The 15,479-nt window shown below is 73.4% G+C and carries 12 protein-coding genes and 1 pseudogene; 10 read left to right on the top strand and 3 right to left on the bottom strand.

Annotation, left to right across the window (positions count from 1 at the left end; genetic code table 11):
* Positions 1 to 5 precede the first annotated feature (5 nt).
* Both ACIQMJ_RS17995 and ACIQMJ_RS17990 read right to left on the bottom strand, forming a co-directional pair.
* Complete coding sequence (locus ACIQMJ_RS17995; RefSeq protein WP_499762092.1) at positions 6 to 1,394, bottom strand: FAD-binding oxidoreductase; 1,389 nt, start codon at positions 1,392 to 1,394, stop codon at positions 6 to 8.
* Between the two features lie 30 nt (positions 1,395 to 1,424).
* The gene (locus ACIQMJ_RS17990) at positions 1,425 to 1,715 is read right to left on the bottom strand and encodes a BBE domain-containing protein (protein ID WP_499762091.1); all 291 of its coding nucleotides are present in this window, start codon (positions 1,713 to 1,715) and stop codon (positions 1,425 to 1,427) included.
* A 574-nt stretch (positions 1,716 to 2,289) separates the two neighbouring features.
* On the opposite strand from ACIQMJ_RS17990, the gene ACIQMJ_RS17985 reads away from it, so the two are divergent.
* From ACIQMJ_RS17985 to ACIQMJ_RS17950, 8 genes and pseudogenes are all read left to right on the top strand, one after another.
* The gene (locus tag ACIQMJ_RS17985) at positions 2,290 to 2,691 is read left to right on the top strand and encodes a nuclear transport factor 2 family protein (RefSeq protein ID WP_499762090.1); all 402 of its coding nucleotides are present in this window, start codon (positions 2,290 to 2,292) and stop codon (positions 2,689 to 2,691) included.
* Between the two features lie 69 nt (positions 2,692 to 2,760).
* Positions 2,761 to 3,360 (top strand): TetR/AcrR family transcriptional regulator, encoded by a 600-nt coding sequence (locus ACIQMJ_RS17980; protein WP_499762089.1) that lies wholly within the window; start codon positions 2,761 to 2,763, stop codon positions 3,358 to 3,360.
* Positions 3,357 to 4,106 carry a TIGR03084 family metal-binding protein gene (locus ACIQMJ_RS17975; RefSeq protein ID WP_499762088.1) on the top strand — a complete coding sequence of 250 codons (750 nt, stop codon included), beginning with the start codon at positions 3,357 to 3,359 and terminating at the stop codon, positions 4,104 to 4,106. Before ACIQMJ_RS17980 ends, ACIQMJ_RS17975 begins: the two co-directional genes overlap by 4 nt.
* Positions 4,107 to 4,162: 56 nt before the next feature.
* Positions 4,163 to 5,661, top strand: a pseudogene (locus ACIQMJ_RS17970) (acyclic terpene utilization AtuA family protein).
* The gene (locus tag ACIQMJ_RS17965; RefSeq protein WP_499762087.1) at positions 5,658 to 6,812 is read left to right on the top strand and encodes an acyl-CoA dehydrogenase family protein; all 1,155 of its coding nucleotides are present in this window, start codon (positions 5,658 to 5,660) and stop codon (positions 6,810 to 6,812) included. The pseudogene ACIQMJ_RS17970 and the gene ACIQMJ_RS17965 overlap by 4 nt, the downstream one beginning before the upstream one ends.
* The gene (locus ACIQMJ_RS17960) at positions 6,809 to 8,404 is read left to right on the top strand and encodes an acyl-CoA carboxylase subunit beta (protein ID WP_499762086.1); all 1,596 of its coding nucleotides are present in this window, start codon (positions 6,809 to 6,811) and stop codon (positions 8,402 to 8,404) included. The genes ACIQMJ_RS17965 and ACIQMJ_RS17960 overlap by 4 nt, the downstream gene beginning before the upstream one ends.
* 7 nt (positions 8,405 to 8,411) lie before the next feature.
* A complete protein-coding gene (locus ACIQMJ_RS17955; protein ID WP_499762085.1) occupies positions 8,412 to 10,277 on the top strand; it encodes an acetyl/propionyl/methylcrotonyl-CoA carboxylase subunit alpha in 1,866 nt (621 codons plus the stop codon).
* A gap of 2 nt (positions 10,278 to 10,279) precedes the next feature.
* On the top strand, positions 10,280 to 11,437 hold the full coding sequence (locus tag ACIQMJ_RS17950; protein WP_499762461.1) for an acyl-CoA dehydrogenase family protein: 1,158 nt from the start codon (positions 10,280 to 10,282) through the stop codon (positions 11,435 to 11,437).
* 1 nt (position 11,438) lies between these two features.
* Here ACIQMJ_RS17950 and ACIQMJ_RS17945 read toward each other — a convergent pair whose 3' ends face one another.
* Positions 11,439 to 12,317 (bottom strand): hypothetical protein, encoded by an 879-nt coding sequence (locus ACIQMJ_RS17945; protein WP_499762084.1) that lies wholly within the window; start codon positions 12,315 to 12,317, stop codon positions 11,439 to 11,441.
* A gap of 850 nt (positions 12,318 to 13,167) precedes the next feature.
* Here ACIQMJ_RS17945 and ACIQMJ_RS17940 point away from each other — a divergent pair.
* Together ACIQMJ_RS17940 and ACIQMJ_RS17935 are read left to right on the top strand one after the other, a co-directional pair.
* Complete coding sequence (locus ACIQMJ_RS17940) at positions 13,168 to 14,322, top strand: S8 family peptidase (RefSeq protein ID WP_499762083.1); 1,155 nt, start codon at positions 13,168 to 13,170, stop codon at positions 14,320 to 14,322.
* 31 nt (positions 14,323 to 14,353) lie between these two features.
* Positions 14,354 to 15,478 carry a S8 family peptidase gene (locus ACIQMJ_RS17935; RefSeq protein WP_499762082.1) on the top strand — a complete coding sequence of 375 codons (1,125 nt, stop codon included), beginning with the start codon at positions 14,354 to 14,356 and terminating at the stop codon, positions 15,476 to 15,478.
* Position 15,479: the final 1 nt, after the last annotated feature.

Below are 15,479 nucleotides of genomic sequence, written 5' to 3'. Positions count from 1 at the left end.
AACGCTCAGCGCACCGCCTGGGGGAACCGCAGCACCCGGTCCGGGTCGTAGCGCCGCGCCACGGCCCGGAGCCGGGGCAGGTTGTGCCGGTACGCCGTCCGCGCCCAGTCCTCCTGCTCCGGGTCCAGGTAGTTGACGTAGGTGCCGGTGCCGATCAAGCCCGCCAACGCCGACTGCGCGTCGTCCACCTCGCGCCCGACCTGCTCGGGAGGCAGGTCGCCGACGGTGCCGAACACCTCGACGGACGTCGGCGCGCCGCGGTGGGGGTAGGCCGTGTCCGCCGGTCCGACCCGGTCGATCGCGCCGCCGAGCGCGCCGACGATGAGCAGCGCGCCGGCCGCGCCCCGCACCGTGGCCGCCACCGCCGCCGGGTCGTCCCACAGGCCGTCGGAGATCCGCGACGACGCCCGGAAGGCGTTGCGGGCCGGCTGGCCGGCGGTCATGATCGCCGTCGCGGTCGGGTAGTCGACCTCGGCGTGCTCCAGCAGCCCGTCGACCTCCAGCCGGGCCAGTTCGGCGCGCAGCGGCGCGGCGGGGCCGGTCGAGCAGCCGACGAGGTCCACCGAGCCGTCCGGCAGCACCACGCAGGTGCTGGACAGGTGCTCGGGCGCCGCCGCGGCCCACGGCTGCCACGCCCCGAGCACGTCCGCCGCCGACCCGGCCGGGAACCTCAGCCGGAACACCGTGAACACCTCCGGCACCGGCGCGGTGGCGAACTCGAACGACGTGACCACGCCGAAGTTGCCGCCCCCGCCGCCGCGCAACGCCCAGAACAGGTCGGGCTCGCGGTCCTCCGACGCCGTGATCACCCGGCTGTCCACGGTGACCACCCGCGCGGCGCGCAGCCAGTCGCACGTGAGGCCGAACGTGCGGTCCACCCAGCCGAGACCGCCGCCCAGGGTGAGGCCCGCGATGCCGACCGACGGGCAGTTGCCCAGCGGCAGGCACCGGCCCGCCGCCGCCAGCGCGGCGTAGACGTCCCCGAGGCGGGCGCCCGCGCCGACCACGGCCGTGCCGTCGGGCCGGACCTCGACGCCGTTCATCGGCGCGAGGTCCACCACCAACCCCTGGTGCGGCGTCGAGTAGGCGGCGTAGCTGTGCCCGCCGCTGCGCGCGGCGACGCGGATGCCGACGTGCCGAGCCTCCTCCAGGCACCGCTGCACGTCCTCCGGTCGCACGCAGCGGGCGATCGCGGCCGGCCGGTGGTGGTCGAACAGCGAGTTGAACGGCAGCCTGGCCGCCTCGTAGCCGTCGTCACCGGGGAGCAGCAGCTCACCGGCCAGGTGCGCCCGCAACCGCCCCCACCTCGCCGGCCGCGCCCCCGTGCCGGCGAGCGCCGCCACCCCCGCCGCCGCGCCCGCCCACCGCAACAGTCCCCGTCGCGAAACCACCACACCGACCTCCTCGTCAGCGCCTGACCCCGATCACCGCACCACCCGCGCGAACCGCAGCACGCCGTCCGGGTCGTACCGGTGTGCCACCTCCCGGAGCCGGGGCAGGTTGTGCCGGTAGGCCGTCTCGGCCCAGTCGTCCTGCTCCGGGTCCAGGTAGTTGATGTAGGTGCCGCGGCCGACCCCGACGTCGGCGCGCCCCGGTGCGGACAGGCCGTGTCGGTCGGCCCGAGCCGGTCGACCGCACCGCCCAGAGCGCCGACGATGAGCAACGCGCTGTCCCGGCCGCGCACCGTCGCCGCCACCGCGTCCGGGTCGGGCCACAGGACCTCCGCCATCCGCGACGACTGCCGGAACGCGTTGCGCGTCGGCTGCTCGCCGGTCATGATCCGCATGGCGGTCGGGTAGTCGACCTCGACGGCCTCCACCGGCGGGTGCGCGCCGACCACGTCGAGCAGCCGTGCCACCCGAGCGCGCAGCGCGGCGGCCGGGCCGATCGCGCACCCCCGCACCTCGGCGGAACCGCCCGCGCGGACCACGCACACCGCGGACACCTCCTCGGGCAGCGCCACGCTCCACGGCTGCCAGCCGCGCAGCGCCCAGAACAGGTCGGGTTCGCGGTCCTCCGACGCCGTGATCACCCGGCTGTCGACCGTGACCACCCGCGCGGCGGGCAGCCAGTCGCACGTGAGGCGACGCGGAGATCGCGCGGTGTCGTACGCGGGGTCCTCCGGCCGGTTGAGCTCGCCGTCGAGCCGGTCGCGCAGCCGTGCCCACCGCGGTGCGCCCACGCCGACCTCCTCTCCAGCCCCATCCAACAAGGCGCTGAATCGGAACAGAACCGCTGTTCGGACGCGCCGGGCCGGTCTGCCGTACGGCGTACGGTACGCTGTACGGCATGCAGGCTGTGCCGGGTAGTGGAGCGGGGTTCGTGCCGACCGACGACGACGTGGCGGGTGTGCTCGCGTGGTTCGAGCAGTGGGACGCCTTGGCCGTGGCCAAGGACGTGGAGGGGATGGCCGACATGGCGTTGTTCCCGGTCAACGCGGTGACCGACGGGTCGGCGCAGTCGTGGGACCGGGCGAGGTTCCTCGACGACATGGGGGCGACCCTGGGCGACGGTGACGTGCAGATGGAGTCCGTCCGCACGCCGGTGTTCGTCAACGCGAACCTGGTGTTCGTGATCACCGACGCGACCATCACCGCCGGGGAGTTCTCGCAGGTCGTGCGGTACGGCGACCTGCTGGTGAAGACCGACGGGAAGTGGCTGTTCCAGACGATGGTCCAGGGCGGCTGGTAACTCCCGGCCCGTCCGCGCCAACTAACAATCAGTCTTGACTGTTTGTTAGTTGGCGCGGACACTCGCCGCATGTCCACCGGAACCGGGCAGCGGGAAGGCCGCAGCCAGGCCGACCGCAGCCGCGAGACCCGGCGCAAGCTCATGCAGGCCACCGTCGAGTGCCTGGTCGAGCGCGGCTGGGCGGGCACCACGACGACCGTGGTGGCCGAACGCGCCGGCGTGTCGCGCGGCGCTCAACTGCACCACTTCCGCACCCGCGGCGAGCTCGTCGCCGCCGCCGTCGAGCACCTCGGCGCGGAGAGCGTGATCGACCTCAAGGAACGCGCGCGGCAGGTCAACGGCAGCACCGTCGCGGTGGTCGAGCTGATCGCCGACTTCTACGCCAGCGACCTGTTCACCGCCGCGCTCGAACTGTGGGTCGCCGCGCGCACCGACCCCGAGCTGAAGACCGTGGTGGTGCCGCTGGAGGCCCGCCTCGGCCGCGAAACCCACCGGTTGGCCGTCGAGCTGCTGGACGCCGACGAGACCAAGCCGGGCGTCCGCGAGACCGTGCAGCTCACCCTGGACCTGGTGCGCGGCCTCGCGCTGGCCAACCAGCTCACCGACGACGGCAAGCGGCGGAGCCGGATCATCCGGCACTGGGCGCGGATGCTGGAGGAGTCGCTGTGATCGACGAGATCCTGATCGACCTGCACACCGAGAGCGAGGTGCTGGACGCCCTCGTCGCCCCGCTGGACGACTGGTCGGTCCCCACCCCCGCGCCGGGCTGGACGATCGCCCACCAGATCAGCCACCTGAACTGGACCGACCGCATCTCCGTGCTCGCCGCGCGCGACCCGGAGGCGTTCGCCGAAGCGGTGAAGCGGGCCACGCCGGACATGGTGGACGAGGGTGCGCGGGAGCCCGTCACCCTGGAGCAGTGGCGGGAGGGGCGCAACGAGCTGGCGGAGGCGCTGCGAGCCGTGCCGCCGGGCGTGAAGGTGCCGTGGTTCGGTCCGCCGATGAGCCCCGTGTCGATGGCCACCGCCCGGTTGATGGAGACCTGGGCGCACGGCCAGGACGTGGCCGACGCCCTCGGCGCCACCCGTGAGCCGACCGACCGGCTCAAGCACGTCGCGCACATCGCGGTCCGCGCGTTCGGCTGGTCGTTCCTGGTCAACGGCCTGCCGGTGCCGCAGGTCCCGCTCCGGGTGGAGCTGCTCGGGCCGGAGGGCGACCTGTGGACCTGGGGCCCGGCGGACGCCGAGGACCGGATCACCGGTCCCGCCGTGGACTTCTGCCTGCTGGCCACCCAGCGGCGGCACCGCGACGACCTCGCCGTGACGGCGGTCGGCGACCACGCGCGGGCGTGGCTGCCGATCGCGCAGGCGTTCGCGGGTCCGCCCGGCCCCGGTCGGGAGAGGGAGCGGTCGTGATCCGGATCGGCAACGCCTCCGGCTTCTACGGCGACCGGTTCTCCGCCGTCCGCGAGATGCTGACCGGCGGCGAGCTCGACGTGCTCACCGGCGACTACCTGGCCGAGCTGACCATGCTCATCCTCGGCCGCGACCGGGTGAAGGACGCCTCCCTCGGCTACGCCCGCACGTTCCTGCGCCAGCTCGAGGAGAACCTGGCCGACGCCCTGGCCCGCGGCGTGAAGATCGTCTCCAACGCGGGCGGGGTGAACCCGGAGGGGTTGGCCGAGGCGATCGACCGGCTCGGGCTCGGCGCGAAGGTCGCCCACGTGACCGGCGACGACGTGCGCGACCGGTTCCCCGAAGCCCTGACCGCCAACGCCTACCTGGGCGCGTGGGGCATCGCCGAGTGCCTGAACGCGGGCGCGGACGTCGTGGTCACCGGGCGGGTCACCGACGCGTCGCTGGTCGTCGGGCCGGCCGCCGCGCACTTCGGCTGGCGCCGGGACGACTTCGACGCGCTGGCCGGCGCGACGGTCGCGGGCCACGTGCTGGAGTGCGGCGCGCAGGCCACCGGCGGCAACTACTCGTTCTTCACCGAGATCGACGCGACCAGGCCGGGCTTCCCGATCGCGGAGGTCGAGGCGGACGGCTCGGCGGTGATCACCAAGCACGACGGCACGGGCGGCGCGGTCACCGTCGACACCGTCACCGCGCAACTGCTCTACGAGATCGGCGCGCCCGCCTACCCCGGACCGGACGTGGTGAGCCACTTCGACACGATCCGCCTCGACCCGCACGACCGGGGCGTGCGGATCTCGGGCACGAAGGGCTCGCCGCCGCCCGACACGCTCAAGGTCTGCCTGAACGCGCTGGGCGGCTTCCGCAACTCCACCACGTTCGTGCTGACCGGGCTGGACGTCGAGGCCAAGGCGGACCTGGTCCGCCACCAGCTGGAGTCCGCGATCGGGGCCGAGGGCCTGACCTGGACGCTGGCCCGGACCGACCACCCCGACGCGGACACCGAGGAAACGGCGAGCGCGCTGCTGCACGTCACGGTCAAGACGCCGGACCCCAAGCGGGCCAAGGCGTTCTCGCGGGCGGGCATCGAGCTGGCGCTGGCGTCCTACCCCGGTTTCCACGTCACCGCGCCGCCCGGCGACGGCACGCCGTTCGGCGTCTACCGGGCCGCGTACGTGCCGCGGTCGTCGGTGCCGCACCGGGCCGTGCTGCCCGACGGGAAGGTGGTCGAAGTATGAGAGTCCCCTTGGGTGCCATCGCCGGAGCGCGCTCCGGCGACAAGGGCGGTGACGCCAACCTCGGCGTGTGGGTGCGCACGGACGCGCAGTACGAGTGGCTGCGCGCCGAGCTGACCGTCCGGCGGCTGAAGGAGCTGCTGCCCGAGGCGGGCGAGGTCGACCGGTACGAGCTGCCGAACCTGCGGGCGCTGAACTTCGTGCTGCACGGCCTGCTCGGCGCCGGCGTCGCCTCGTCCACCCGGTCCGACCCGCAGGCCAAGGCGCTGGGCGAGTGGCTGCGCTCCCGGCACGTGGAGATCCCGGAGGCGCTGCTGTGACCGCCACGTCGGAGCTGTTCGAGACGCCGGAGCGCCGCGACCTGCGGGCCGTGGTGCGCAGGTTCACCGAGCGGGAGGTCGTGCCGCACCTCGCGGACTGGGAGCGCGCCGGCGAGCTGCCCCGCTCGCTGCACCGCACGGCGGCCGGCATCGGGTTGCTGGGGCTCGGGTTCCCGGAGTCCGTCGGCGGCGCGGGCGACCTGCTCGACACCGTCGTGGCCACCGAGGAGCTGATCCAGGCCGGCGGGTCGTCCGGGCTGGTCGCGGGGCTGCTCACGCACGGCATCGCGGTGCCGCACATCGTGGACGCCGGCGACCCCGACCTGATCGACCGGTTCGTGCGGCCGACGTTGGCCGGTGAGCTGATCGGGTCGCTCGCGATCACCGAACCGGGTGGTGGTTCGGACGTGGCGGCCCTGCGCACCACGGCACGTCGGGACGGTGACACCTACGTGGTGAACGGGACGAAGACGTTCATCACCTCGGGTGACCGGGCCGACTTCGTGACCACGGCCGTGCGCACCGGCGGTCCGGGCCACCAGGGCATCAGCCTGCTGGTGGTCGAGAAGGGCACGCCGGGGTTCGCGGTGGACCGCCGGCTGGAGAAGATGGGCTGGCACTGCTCCGACACCGCCGAGCTGTCCTTCGTGGACGCCCGCGTGCCGGCGGCCAACCTGGTCGGGCCGGAGAACGGCGGGTTCGCGCTGGTCATGCGCCAGTTCCAGGTGGAGCGGATCTCGCTGGCCGTGCAGGCTTACGCGACCGCCCAGCGGTGCCTCGACCTGGCGCTGTCCCACGTGCGGCAGCGGGAGACGTTCGGCAGGCCGCTCATCGGGCGTCAGGTGGTCCGCCACCGGCTGGTGGACATGGCGCAGCGCATCGACCTCGCCCGCACGTACACCCGCGAGGTGGCGGTGCGGGTGGCCGCCGGCGAGGAGGTGGTGGCGCAGGTGTGCTTCGCGAAGAACGCGGCCGTGGAGGCGTGCTCGTTCGTGGTGGACGCGGCCGTCCAGCTGCACGGCGGCGCCGGCTACCTCCGCGACACCGAGGTCGAGCGGCACTACCGGGACGCGCGCATCCTCGGCATCGGGGGCGGCGCGACCGAGGTGATGACGGAGCTGGCGGCGCGGCGATTGGGGTACACGGCATGAGTGTGTTGCGCACGGCGGTCGACCGCCGGTCGCCCGAGCACGCGGCCAACCGCGCGGCGTTGCTGGACCGGATCGCGGAGCTGGACGCCGAGCAGGCCAAGGCGCTCGCGGGCGGCGGCCCCAAGTACACCGAGCGGCACCACAAGCGCGGCAAGCTGCTCGCGCGCGAGCGGATCGAGCTGCTGGTGGACCCGGACAGCCCGTTCCTGGAGCTGTCGCCGCTGGCCGCGTGGGGCACCGACTACCCGGTGGGCGCGAGCGTGGTGACCGGGATCGGGGTGGTCGAGGGCGTCGAGTGCGTGATCGTGGCCAACGACCCGACCGTGCGCGGCGGCGCGAGCAACCCGTGGACGTTGCGCAAGACGTTCCGGGCCAACGACATCGCGCTGGCCAACCGGCTGCCGCTGATCGGGCTGGTCGAGTCGGGCGGTGCGGACCTGCCGAGCCAGAGCGAGATCTTCATCCCGGGCGGGCGGGCGTTCCGCGACCTGACCCGGCTGTCGGCGGCGGGCATCCCGACGATCAGCACGGTGTTCGGCAACGCGACCGCGGGCGGCGCGTACGTGCCCGGGATGTCGGACTACGTGGTGATGATCAAGGACCGCTCGAAGGTGTTCCTCGGTGGTCCGCCGCTGGTCAAGATGGCCACGGGGGAGGAGTCCGACGACGAGTCGCTGGGCGGCGCGCGGATGCACGGCACCACCTCGGGGTTGGCAGACTTCGTCGCCGAGGACGAGGTGGACGCGATCCGGCTCACCCGCCGCGTGGTGGCCCGGCTGAACCGGCGCAAGCTCGGCCCCGCCCCGAAAGCCGTCGAGCCGCCGCTGCACGACGAGGAAGACCTGCTCGGGCTGGTGCCGACCGACCTGCGCGTGCCGTTCGACCCGCGCGAGGTGATCGCCCGGATCGTGGACGGGTCGCGGTTCGACGAGTTCAAGCCCGACTACGGCACCAGCCTGGTCACGGGCTGGGCCGACCTGCACGGGTACCCGATCGGGGTGCTGGCCAACGCGCGCGGCGTGCTGTTCAGCGAGGAGGCGCAGAAAGCCGCGCAGTTCATCCAGCTGGCCAACGCGAGCGACACGCCCCTGCTGTTCCTGCAGAACACGACCGGGTACATGGTCGGCGCGCAGTACGAGCAGGGCGGGATCATCAAGCACGGCGCGATGATGATCAACGCGGTGTCCAACAGCCGCGTGCCGCACCTGACCGTCGTGATGGGCGCGTCCTACGGCGCGGGCAACTACGGCATGTGCGGCCGGGCCTACGACCCGAGGTTCCTGTTCACCTGGCCCAACGCCAAGTCGGCCGTGATGGGCCCCAAGCAGCTCGCCGGCGTGCTGTCGATCGTCGCCCGCCAGGCCGCCGCCGCGAAGGGGCAGGACTACGACGACGAGCACGACGCGGCCGTGCGCCGGATGGTGGAGGACCAGATCGAGCAGCAGTCGGTGGCCGCCTTCCTCTCCGGCCGCCTCTACGACGACGGCGTGATCGACCCGCGCGACACCCGCACCGTGCTGGGCCTGTGCCTGTCGGCGATCCACAGCGGACCGATCAAGGGCGCCGAGACCTACGGCGTCTTCCGGATGTGAGGGCGTGATGATCCGCAGGCTGTTGATCGCCAACCGGGGCGAGATCGCGCGACGCGTGATCCGCACGTGCCGCGAGGTCGGCATCTCGCCGGTCGCCGTGTTCTCCGACCCCGACGAGCGCTCGCCGCACGTCCGGGAAGCCGACGCGGCCGTGCGGCTGCCCGGCGCGACGCCCGCCGAGACCTACCTGCGCGGTGACGCGCTGGTGGCCGCCGCCCTCGCCGCCGGCGCGGACGCGGTGCACCCCGGCTACGGGTTCCTGTCCGAGAACGCCTCCTTCGCGCGGGCCGTGCTCGACGCCGGGCTCACGTGGGTCGGGCCGGACCCCGAGGTCGTCGAGGCCATGGGCTCGAAGGTGGCGGCGAAGAAGAGGATGGCCGCGGCCGGCGTGCCGGTGCTGCCGGAGCTCGACCCCGAGTCGGCCGACCGGTTCCCGTTGCTGGTCAAGGCTTCGGCGGGCGGCGGCGGGAGGGGCATGAGGGTCGTCCGGTCCGCCGACGAGCTGGCCGGGCAGGTGGCCGCCGCCCGGCGCGAGGCCGAGTCCGCGTTCGGCGACGGCACGGTGTTCTGCGAACCGCTGCTGGAGCACGCGCGGCACGTCGAGGTGCAGGTGCTCGCCGACGCGCACGGCACGGTGTGGGCGCTGGGGGAGCGGGAGTGCTCCATCCAGCGCCGCCACCAGAAGATCATCGAGGAGACGCCGAGCCCGGCCGTGACGCCGCAGGCCCGGGAACGGCTGGTCGACGCCGCCACCAAGGCCGCCCGCGCCATCGGGTACGTCGGCGCGGGCACGGTGGAGTTCCTGTTCAGCGACGACGGCTCGTTCCACTTCCTGGAGGTCAACACCCGCCTCCAGGTGGAGCACCCGGTCACCGAGGAGGTGTTCGGCCTCGACCTGGTCGCCTGGCAGCTCGCCGTCGCCGAGGGCGCGCGCCTGCCCGCCGAGCCACCGACCCCGAACGGCCACGCCGTCGAAGCGCGCCTGTACGCCGAGGACCCGGCGCACGACTGGCGGCCGGCGAGCGGCACCCTGCACCGCTTCGCCGTGCCCGGTGGCGTGCGCGTCGACAGCGGCGTGGAGGACGGCAGCGAGGTGGGCGTGCACTACGACCCCATGCTGGCCAAGGTGATCGCGTGGGCGCCGACCCGGCACGCCGCCGTCCGCAAGCTGGCCGCCGCGCTGGACCGCGCCGAGCTGCACGGCCTGGTCACCAACCGCGACCTGCTCGTCCGCACGCTGCGGCACCCCGAGTTCGGCGCGGGCAACACCCACACCGGCTTCCTCGACCAGCACGGCCTCACCACCCCGGAGCCGGTCGACGTGCGGCCCGCCGCGCTGGCCGCCGCCCTGGCCCTGGCCGAACGGCGGCGCACCGGCCTGCCGCCGGGCTGGCGCAACCTGCCGTCCCAGCCGCAGCGGACCGCGTTCGAGCACGGCGACGACGTGGTGGAGGTCGACTACCGGCACACCCGCGCCGGCGTGCGGACGAGCCTGGACGTCGTCGTGGTCGCGGCGTCGCCGGACGAGGTGACGTTCGAGCGCGACGGCGTCCGCACGACGTACCCGGTCGCGGTGTACGGCGACCGCGTGGAGGTGGGCGCGGTGTCGCTCGCGCTCCGCCCCCGGTTCCCGGAGCCCCGGGCCGAGGTGACCGAGGGCGCCACGGTCGCGCCCATGCCCGGCACGGTGGTGCGGGTCGCGGTCGAGCCGGGGCAGCGGGTCGAGGCCGGCGCGGAGCTGCTGGTGCTGGAGGCGATGAAGATGGAGCACCGCGTGCTCGCCACCACCGGCGGCGCGGTCGCGGAAGTGCTGGTGCGGTCGGGGCAACAGGTCGACGCGGGCGACGTGCTCGCGGTTGTGGAGGCGTCGTGACGATCAACTTCACCGAGGGCGAAGAGCGGCGGGCGTTGCGCGAGGCCGTCGCCGACCTCGCCGGCAAGTACGGCCACGAGTACTTCACCGCCAAGGCCAGGGCGGGGGAGAAGACCGACGAGCTGTGGGCCGAGGCGGGCCGGCTCGGCTACCTCGGCGTGGCCGTGCCGGAGGAGTACGGCGGCGGTGGCGGCGGGATCGGCGACCTGGCGGCCGTGTGCGAGGAGCTGGCCAGGGCGGGCTGCCCGCTGCTGCTGACGGTCGTCTCGCCCGCCATCTGCGCCACCGTCATCGCCCGGTTCGGCACGGCCGAGCAGAAGCGGCGGTGGCTGCCCGGGTTCGCCGACGGCACCACGAAGATGGCGTTCGCCATCACCGAGTCCGACGCGGGCTCCAACTCCCACAAGCTCGCCACCGCGCTGCACCGCGACGGCGACGAGTGGGTGCTCAAGGGCGGCAAGACGTTCATCTCGGGCGTGGACGAGGTCGAGGCGGTCATGGTGGTCGCCCGGCACGTCGACGCCAGGGGACAGCGGCTCCTCCCGTCCTTGATGATCGTGCCGACGGACGCGCCCGGCTTCACCTACCAGCACATCCCGATGGAGGTGCTGTCGCCGGAGAAGCAGTTCACCTGCTTCTTCGACGACGTGCGCCTGCCGCTGGACGCGCTGGTCGGCACCGAGGACGCGGGGCTGGCCCAGCTGTTCGCCGGCCTGAACCCGGAGCGGATCATGGCGGCGTCGTTCGCCACCGGCATGGCCCGCCGCGCACTCGACCAGGCGAGTGAGTACGCCCGCACCAGGACCGTGTGGGACGCGCCGATCGGCGCGCACCAGGGCATCGCGCACCCGCTGGCGCAGTGCGCGATCCAGGTCGAGCTGGCGAGGCTGATGACCCAGAAGGCCGCGGCTCTCTACGACGCTGGGGAGGACCGGGCTGCTGGTGAGGCGGCCAACATGGCCAAGTACGCGGCGGGGGAGGCGGTGGCGGGGGCGGTGGACCAGGCCATCCAGGTCCACGGCGGCAACGGACTGTCGTCCGAGTACGGACTGGGCGCCATGCTGGCCGCGTCCCGGTTGTCCCGCATCGCCCCGGTCAGCCGGGAAATGATCCTGAACTTCGTGGCGCAGCACACGTTGAAGTTGCCGCGCTCCTATTGAGTCAGGCCCATTCCCAGCGCAGGCCGACCACGCCGGGACCGAAGTCGAGCGCGACCGCGTACGCGTAGCCCCACGTGTCCACCGGGGTCTCGCGCACGTCGGTTGGTCCTTCACCGGTCAAACCGGTCGTGAATTGTTCACAACGCACGGGTCGGCACCGTGAGTCGTACCTGACCTCCAGGACGTACTCGCGCACGGGGTGGCGGAACCGCCGCGAGTGCGTGTTGTCGAACGTCGGGTGGTGTGGCGCGACGTGGATCAGCTCGTACTCGACGGCGGTCCGCTCGCCCCGCCGCAGCGGCCGGTCGAGCAGCAGCTCGGCGACCATCAGGCCGTTGCGCGGGTCGGCGGACACCCGTCCCAGCCGGCACGAGCGCAGCGTGCCGATGACCGGCAGCGGGTCGCCGGGCAGGCGGGTGTCGTAGCCGAGCAGCACGCGGTCGACGCCCGAGCGCTCGGCGCGCAGCACCTGCCGGGACCGCACCCGGCGGGTGCTGCCGTCCATCGCGAGCTCCACCTGGTCGCGCAGGCTCAGCCGGGTCAGGTCCTGGTCGGTGCTGGTGTCGATGTCGGCCAGCAGCTCCGCGATGGTCGCGTAGTCGCTCTCGCCGACCCAGCCCTCCGGGCCGGACACGCGCGTCCTGGGCCGGGCCTTGCCGCGCGGTCGCGGCGGCCCGAGCAGCGAGCTCAACCCGCCCACCCCGACGTCGAGGATCTCCTCCAGGTGGCTGACGGCGGTGAGCGAGTCCGGTCGTTCCGGTCGGCGGCGACCGGACTGCCAGTAGCTCAGCGCGGCGATGCTGACCGCGACGCCCCGCGTGCGCAGCTTGTGCTGGATGCGTTCCAGGCTGAGCCCTTTGGCGCGGATCGCCGCACGCAATGCGTCCGCGAAGGGGTCGGCCCCCGCTTCGATCCGTCGGGGATCGCGCGTCCGCGATTCCGGTCCGACGACTGGCGTAGGCATCTTCGCTCCGTTCTCCCAAGGACAAGGCGAGCGACGTTATCGTGCGAAATCGCCGGTGCGGTACAGCCGATCGGGTTTCCCGCCGTGAATTTGACCGAATCGGACGGCAAAATCCGGTCGGCTGTGGAATGTTTGAATTCTCATTAACAGCAGCGGTGTGAAGAACCCGGTACCCTCGATCGCCGCACCGCGCTCGGTCATCCGGCCCCGTCCCGGTACGCGGACCGGCCCAGGGCCTTGGGTACGTGGGGTGATGCGCGGCACACCCCGGTGGGCGAGGGCTCCGACCGCGGGTCGGGACGCGACGCCGGCGGCCGTTGCCGGTGCGAGTGGCCAACCCCTATGCCGAAGGTCACGTTGACCCGTCCCGCAATACCCGTGACACCGGTGTTCGCGCTGGTGGCGGACCCGGTCGCGGTGTACGGGGGTGGCATCCGCCCGGTCGGCGGACCGAAGATCCGGGCCAACGGTTACATACTCACCCCGAAGAACTTCTCCGCAGTGGCCGCGGACGCGCTCGCCTCTCGTTTCGACAGGGCCTTCGACCGTATTTTCTCCACAGCGTTGAATCGGTTCTCAATCACGTTGTCGGTCCGCGTCGCGCGCGCTTCTCCGCCGTTGTGCGGTTCCGGCCGGCCGGAACCGGTGGACGGTCACCCGAACCGACCGCCCGTTCGGGCGACCACCGGCGCGGCGGAGTCGGCCACACTGGCAGCCCCGCGCGTGATCCGCGCGGGGCATCCCTCACCCCGCAGAGGAAAGCCGTATGCGCAAGCTCTTACCGGGCCTCGCCGTGGCCGCCCTGACCCCGACCCTGCTGACCCCGACCCTGCCGACCCCGACCCTGCTGGCCGCGCCCGCCCACGCCGAGGGCGTCGTCCTGAACGCCGGCTCGCCCAGCGCGGTGCCCGGCAGCTACATCGTCAAGCTGAAGGACCCCGCCGCGGCCGACGCCGTGACGACCGCGCTCGACGGGTCGGTCACCCGCAGGTTCGCCGCGTTAGGCGGCTTCGCCGCCGCCCTCACCCCGACGCGGGCCCGCCGGCCGGCGGCCGACCCCGCGGTCGCCTACGTCGAGCAGGACCAGGTCGTGCGCGCGAACTCGACCCAGCCCGACGCCCCGTGGGGGCTCGACCGGATCGACCAGCCCGCCCTGCCGCTGGACACCGCGTACAGCTACACCACCACGGGCGCGGGCGCCACCGCCTACGTGATCGACACCGGCATCCGCGTCACCCACGCCGAGTTCGGCGGCCGGGCCGCGCACGGCCACGACACCGTGGAGAACGATTCCGTCGCCCAGGACGACAACGGCCACGGCACGCACGTCGCCGCCCTCATCGCCGGCAGCACGCACGGCGTGGCGAAGGGCGCGCGGGTGGTGGGCGTGCGGGTGCTCGACGCCCGGGGCAGCGGCACGATCTCCGGCGTCATGGCGGGCGTGGACTGGGTGCGGCTCAACGCCCGCCGCCCCGCCGTGGCGAACCTCAGCCTCGGCGGTCCCGCGTCGGTCGCCCTGGACGACGCGGTCCGGCGGCTGGTCGCCTCGGGCGTCACCGCGTCCGTCACGGCGGGCGGCAGCAACGGCGACGTCGGCAGCACCTCACCCGCCCGGGTCGCCGAAGCCGTCACGTCGGGCGCCCACGCGCAGACCGACGCCAGGGCCCCGTTCTCCAACTACGGCACCGGCGTGGACCTGTACGCGCCCGGGGTCGGCATCACGTCGGCGTGGCACACGAGCGACACCGCCACCGCCACGCTCAGCGGCACGTCGATGGCGACCGGGTTGGTCAGCGGCGTCGCCGCCCGGTTCCTCCAGAGCGACCCCACCGCCACCCCGGCCCTGGTGCAGACCGAGCTCACCAAGCCGGGCCCGGCGCCGTGGGGCGGGCGGCTCCTGCACTGGTCGCCCACGCGGTAGTCACGTCCCCTCCCTGCAAAGGACCCTGCCAATGCGCACACTGCTGTCCGGCCTGGGCGTAGCCGCCCTGGCCGCCGTCACCCTCACCGCACCGGCGCACGCCGAAGGCGCGGTGCTGCACGCGGGCTCGCCCACCGCCGTTCCCGGCAGCTACGTCGTCAAGCTGAAGGACGTGGCCGCCGCCGACGCGGTCACCGCCCGGCTCGACGGCCGCGTCACCCGGTCGTTCCCGGCGCTGCACGGCTTCGCCGCCGCCCTCACCCCGAAGCAGGCCCGCCGGCTCGCCGCCGACCCGGCCGTCGCCTACGTCGAGCAGGACCAGGTGGTGCGGGCACACACCACGCAGACCAACGCGCCGTTCGGCCTCGACCGGATCGACCAGCGCGCGCTGCCCACCGACGGCAACTACACCTACACGTCGACCGGTGCGCGCACCCGTGCGTACGTCATCGACACCGGCCTGCGCACCACGCACACCGAGATCTCCGGCCGCACGTGCGCGGGCTACGACGCGGTCGACAACGACACCACGCCGCAGGACGACAACGGCCACGGCACGGCCATCGCCTCCCTCATCGCGGGCCGCGTGAACGGTGTCGCGAAGCAGGCCCTGGTGTGCGGCGTCCGGGTGCTCAACGGCTCGGGCAGCGGCACGACCGCGGGCGTGATCGCGGGCATCGACTGGGTGGCGCGCAACCACGTCAAGCCGGCCTCGGCCAACCTGAGCCTGGGCGGCGGCGCGTCGACCGCGGTGGACGACGCGGTCCGCCGGCTGATCGCCGCGGGCGTCACCGCGTCGGTCACCGCGGGCGGCAGCAACGCCGACGCGGCCAATTACTCACCCGCCCGCGTGCGGGAGGCGCTGACATCGGGCGCGGCCACCCGGACCGACACTCGGGCCACGTTCTCCAACTACGGCTCGGTGGTCGACGTCTACGCCTACGGCATGAACATCACGGTGGCCTGGCACACCGGCGACACCGCCACCAACACGCTCAGCGGCACGTCGCTGTCCACCGCGTACGTCACCGGCGTGACGCTGCGGCACCTGGAACTGAACCCGACCGCCACGCCCGCGCAGGTGCACTCGGCGGTGGTCACCGAGTCGACACCGCTGTCGTGGGGCCGACTGCTGTACTGGTCGCCGACCCGCTGAG

It is taken from the genome of Actinosynnema sp. NPDC091369 (assembly GCF_044757065.1).
In the GTDB taxonomy this organism is placed as follows: domain Bacteria; phylum Actinomycetota; class Actinomycetes; order Mycobacteriales; family Pseudonocardiaceae; genus Actinosynnema.
This window is presented reverse-complemented; position numbering and strand designations above follow the sequence as displayed.

Bases quoted from the DNA above. Each gene is read 5' to 3' on its own strand.
- ACIQMJ_RS17985 (WP_499762090.1), top strand. From the start codon at position 2,290: ATGCAGGCTGTGCCGGGTAGTGGAGCGGGGTTCGTGCCGACCGACGAC.
- ACIQMJ_RS17980 (WP_499762089.1), top strand. From the start codon at position 2,761: ATGTCCACCGGAACCGGGCAGCGGGAAGGCCGCAGCCAGGCCGACCGC.
- ACIQMJ_RS17940 (WP_499762083.1), top strand. From the start codon at position 13,168: ATGCGCAAGCTCTTACCGGGCCTCGCCGTGGCCGCCCTGACCCCGACC.
- ACIQMJ_RS17935 (WP_499762082.1), top strand. From the start codon at position 14,354: ATGCGCACACTGCTGTCCGGCCTGGGCGTAGCCGCCCTGGCCGCCGTC.
- ACIQMJ_RS17955 (WP_499762085.1), top strand. From the start codon at position 8,412: ATGATCCGCAGGCTGTTGATCGCCAACCGGGGCGAGATCGCGCGACGC.
- ACIQMJ_RS17960 (WP_499762086.1), top strand. From the start codon at position 6,809: ATGAGTGTGTTGCGCACGGCGGTCGACCGCCGGTCGCCCGAGCACGCG.